3 protein-coding genes and 2 pseudogenes are annotated in these 4230 nt (G+C 67.9%); 4 read left to right on the top strand and 1 reads right to left on the bottom strand.

The annotated features are described in order from the left end of the window. Window positions 1–177: pseudogene (locus FYX01_RS27340) on the bottom strand (activator-dependent family glycosyltransferase); the annotation flags it as partial. A gap of 400 nt (window positions 178–577) precedes the next feature. Between FYX01_RS27340 and FYX01_RS25910 the strand changes: the two are divergent. The 4 genes and pseudogenes from FYX01_RS25910 to FYX01_RS25925 all read left to right on the top strand — a co-directional run. After that, the gene (locus FYX01_RS25910; protein ID WP_150246481.1) at window positions 578–1084 is read left to right on the top strand and encodes an LmbU family transcriptional regulator; all 507 of its coding nucleotides are present in this window, start codon (window positions 578–580) and stop codon (window positions 1082–1084) included. A 117-nt stretch (window positions 1085–1201) separates the two neighbouring features. Continuing rightward, window positions 1202–2314, top strand: coding sequence for a DegT/DnrJ/EryC1/StrS family aminotransferase (locus FYX01_RS25915; protein ID WP_150246484.1), 1113 nt, complete (start codon window positions 1202–1204; stop codon window positions 2312–2314). Further along, entirely contained in the window at window positions 2311–3699 is a 1389-nt protein-coding gene (locus tag FYX01_RS25920) for an NDP-hexose 2,3-dehydratase family protein (RefSeq protein WP_150246488.1), read from the top strand. Before FYX01_RS25915 ends, FYX01_RS25920 begins: the two co-directional genes overlap by 4 nt. Before the next feature lie 79 nt (window positions 3700–3778). Beyond that, window positions 3779–4230, top strand: a pseudogene (locus tag FYX01_RS25925) (activator-dependent family glycosyltransferase); the annotation flags it as partial.

Here is a 4230-nt window from a genome sequence, read left to right on the forward strand (position 1 = left end):
CATGGCGTGGTCGTGGCCGACGGGGACGGCGGGCAGCCCGGTCGAGGCCACGGTCGGCATCAGCTCGGGCTGGCTGGCCACCATCACCTCGTGGCCCGCCGCCCTCAGCGCCCAGGCCAGCGGCACCATCCCCAGGAAATGCGTCTTCTCCGCGTACGAAACGAACAGCACCCTCATGTTTCCAGGTCCTTTGGCATTCGAGGTCGGGGGGTATGGCGGCGGTTCGCCGGCACCTTAGCCGTCCTCTTTGTCCAGTGCTCGTTCAGTCTCTGTCAAGACCTTTGCAAGAGCTCTCTGGTCTACTGTCCGAGGTGTCCGACAGTCCTTGCCAACGGCTGTTCCGAAGTGTGTGAATATCCCTGCCCACCAGTTCCTGCTGTGTACTCGCATCTCTTTCCCACGGGACGGTGCAAGACTGGTGGGATGAAAACTTGCTTTAAGTGAGGGCGACTTGACTATCCCACTGAGTCGGATTCACCGATCCAATGTTAACGGCGGACCGCCGCCCAGTTTCGACCGGATAGCGCTGGACCGCTCCGCTGTGACGAGACGGACCTCTCTTGCGCTTCCGCCGGACATGGAAATTCACTCCTGGCAGCGTATCGGTAATCAGATTTTCGTGATATCTGACGCTTCCGCTTGGTGGTTGGGCGACTGGCTCATCTACGGTCAGGAGTACTATCCGGACCGCTACAAGACGGCGATCGCCAAAACTTCGCTCGACTACCAGACGCTGCGTAACTACGCCTGGGTGGCACGGAAGTTCTCCGCGGCCCGGCGCAGGGAGAAGCTGAGCTTCCAGCACCACGCCGAGGTCGCCAGCCTGTCCGAGACGGAGCAGGAGATATGGCTGACCAGGGCGGAGCAGTGGAAGTGGTCACGGAACGAACTGCGCAGGCGGATCAGGTCGGGCATCGCCGCGAGTGACAGCGGGAGCATGTCCACACAGGTCAGGCTGACGCTCATCTCGCACAAGCGCGACCAGTGGCAGAAGGCCGCCGAGGACGAGGGCAAGGACCTCCTGGACTGGATCGTCAACACCCTGGACGAGGCCTCGGAGGCGCGGTCCTCGCATGGCGCGTGAAACGGGATCCGCCTACCTTGCCCCGGTGTTCCCGGCGCGCCTTCCGGCGCCGTCACGAGAAGCCCTCCGTCACCCCCAACGTCCCCCCGCAGCGCAGAACTCGGAAGTGATATCGCGATGACCATGTATGTCTGGGGTTACCTCAACGAGTACCAGCAGGAGCGAGAGGAGATCCTCGAAGCCGTCGACAGCGTGTTCGGCTCCGGGAACCTCGTCTGGGGTCCCCGAGTCGGGCAGTTCGAGGAGGCGTTCGCCGCCTACCACGGGGTGGCCCACTGCGCGGGAGTCGACAACGGCACCAACGCGATCCTGCTCGCCCTGCTCGCCATGGGGATCGAGCCCGGCGACGAGGTGATCACCGTGTCCAACACGGCGGCCCCCACCGTACTGGCGATCGACCAGGTCGGCGCGGTCCCCGTGTTCGTCGACATCGACCCGCGCACCTACCTGATGGACGTCGAGCAGGTGGCCGCCGCGATCACCGAGCGCACGCGCTGCATCCTGCCGGTCCACCTCTACGGACAGTGCGTCGACATGGCACCGCTGGAGGCCCTCGCCGAACGGCACGGACTCCAGATCCTGGAGGACTGCGCCCAGGCGCACGGTGCCCGGCACCACGGACGCGTAGCCGGATCCATCGGTCGGGCAGGCGCCTTCTCCTTCTATCCCACGAAGGTCCTGGGCGCCTACGGCCACGGCGGCGCGACCATCACCTCCGATCCCGAGGTGGACGCGGGGATGCGCCGCCTCCGCTACTACGGGATGGAGGAGACCGCCTACTACGTGGTGGCGCGCAACGGGCTCAACGCCCGGCTGGACGAGGTGCACGCGGAGATCCTCCGCCGCAAGCTCACCCGCCTCGACGACTACATCGCCGGGCGCCGGGCCGTGGCGGCCCGTTACGAGGAGGCGCTCGCCGGCACCGACCTCCTCCTCCCGGTCACCGCCGAGGGCAACGACCACGTGTACTACGTGTACGTCGTGCAGCATCCCGAGCGGGACCGGATCATCGAGGGGATGAGGAAGCACGACATCTCGCTCAACATCAGTTACCCCTGGCCGGTGCACACCCAGACCGGGTTCGCCCACTTCGGATACCGGGAGGGCGCCCTGCCGGTCACCGAGGACGTGGCCGGAAGGATCTTCTCCCTGCCGATGTACCCGTCCCTGAGCGAGTCGGACCAGGACAGGGTCGTCGACGCCCTGCACAAGACCCTGGCCTCGCTGTGACGACTGCCGCGAAGCCGGGGCGGCCCGTCTCCGACGAGGAGTTCCGCTCATGGTTGGCCGACCAGCACACAGCGCGCGCCGTCTCGGTGGAGCGTGTTCCCTTCTCCGAGGCGCGGGGCTGGTCGTTCGAGGAGGAGACGGGCAACCTCCGCCACCGGAGCGGCGGCTTCTTCACCGTCGAGGGGGTGGAGGTACGCGACGGCGCCGACACCTGGACCCAGCCGATCATCGACCAGCCCGAGATCGGCATCCTCGGCGTCCTCACCGCGGACTTCGACGGTGTCCCCCACTTCCTCATGCAGGCCAAGTTCGAACCGGGCAACGTCAACGTGCTCCAGATGTCGCCCACGGTCCAGGCGACCCGCAGCAACTTCACCCGGGTCCACGGCGGCCGGAACACCCCCTACGTGGAGTACTTCAACGGCTCCCGCCCCCGGCGGACACTGGTCGACGTGCTCCAGTCCGAGCAGGGGCAGTGGTTCTGGCGCAAGCGCAACCGCAACATGGTGGTGCGCGTGGACGGGGACGTCCCCGTCCACGAGGGATTCTGCTGGCTGTCACTGGACCAGGTGCTGCGTTTCCTACGCACCGACAACCTGCTGAACATGGACGCCCGTACGGTACTGGCGTGCATGCGCCTGGACCCCCCGTCCCCGGTCGGCGGTCCGTTCCGCGAGGCCCTCGCCGCGTCCTACTCCGCCCTGTCACCGACGTCTCCGCGCCCCGCGCTCCACGGGCCCGGTGAGATCACCAGCCACCTGATCGAGGCCAAATCCCGGTGCGCATGGGTGCCGAGGCTGGTTCCGCTCGACCGGGTGAAGGGGTGGAGCCGGGGAGCCGACGAGGTCGCCGACGACGGAGGGCGGGAGTTCCGTGTGATCGCCGTGCGCGTGAAGGCGGACACCCGCGAGGTCAGCCACTGGACGCAACCGCTGCTCGCGCCCCGGGGCCACGGCCTCGCGGTGTTCCTCGCCAGGCGGATCCGGGGCGTTCTGCACTTCCTGGTGAGGGCGCTGCCCCAGCCCGGCCTCATGGACGTGGTGGAACTGGCCCCGACGGTCCAGGTCACCCCGAGCTCCGCCTCCCGGGAGTCCTCGGCCGCGCCCCACCTGGGGGAGGCCCCGACCGGGGACGGGGAGCGGGTGCTCTACGACGCCCTGCTGTCCGAGGAGGGCGGGCGCTTCCACCACGCACAGACCCGCTACCGGATCGTGGAAGCGGCTGCCGACGGTTCCACGGAGGAACCGGAGGGATGCCTCTGGGTAACCCTCGGGCAGCTCATGGAACTGCTCGAACACGGCCACTACCTCAACATCGAGGCCCGCACCCTGGTCGCGTGCGCGCACTCCCTGAGGGCCGTCCCGGAGACGGCCGCCGGGGCCTGACAGCCGGACACGGGGCGGGCGGGCATCCTCCGGGGCCCGCCCGCCCCGCGAGTGTCCACGATCGAGGAAGGGAGGCGCCGTGCGGGTACTGATCGCGTCGCACGCGGAGAAGACGCATTTCCTGGGGATGGTGCCGCTGGCCTGGGCGCTGAGGGCGGCGGGCCACGAGGTGATGGTGGCCAGCCAGCCCGAGCTGATGCCGACCGTGGCCTCGACCGGGCTGCCCGCCGTCCCCGTCGGCCACGACCACATCCTGCACAGCCTCTTCGACCTACGGACGAACCTGTTCAGCGGTGAGACGCGGGACGACGCGCCGTTCGCCTTGGACGAGGAGGTCCTGACCCCCGGTGACACACCGCCGGACGAGTACTCCTGGGACGAGCTGGTGGCCGAGGCCAAGTCCTCGGTCATGATGTGGTGGAAGATCCTCAACGATCCGATGGTGGTGGGGTTGACGGATTTCTGCCGGTGGTGGAGACCCGACCTGGTCGTCTGGGAACCCCTCACCTTCGCCGCCCCCGTGGCGGCCGA

Origin of the sequence: Nocardiopsis quinghaiensis (assembly GCF_008638365.1) — a bacterium.
Classification (GTDB): Bacteria; Actinomycetota; Actinomycetes; order Streptosporangiales; family Streptosporangiaceae; genus Nocardiopsis; species Nocardiopsis quinghaiensis.

What these genes read in the sequence shown, in the direction of transcription:
- FYX01_RS25915 (WP_150246484.1), top strand. Translation starts at nt 1,202, where the DNA reads ATGACCATGTATGTCTGGGGTTACCTCAACGAGTACCAGCAGGAGCGA.
- FYX01_RS25910 (WP_150246481.1), top strand. Translation starts at nt 578, where the DNA reads ATGGAAATTCACTCCTGGCAGCGTATCGGTAATCAGATTTTCGTGATA.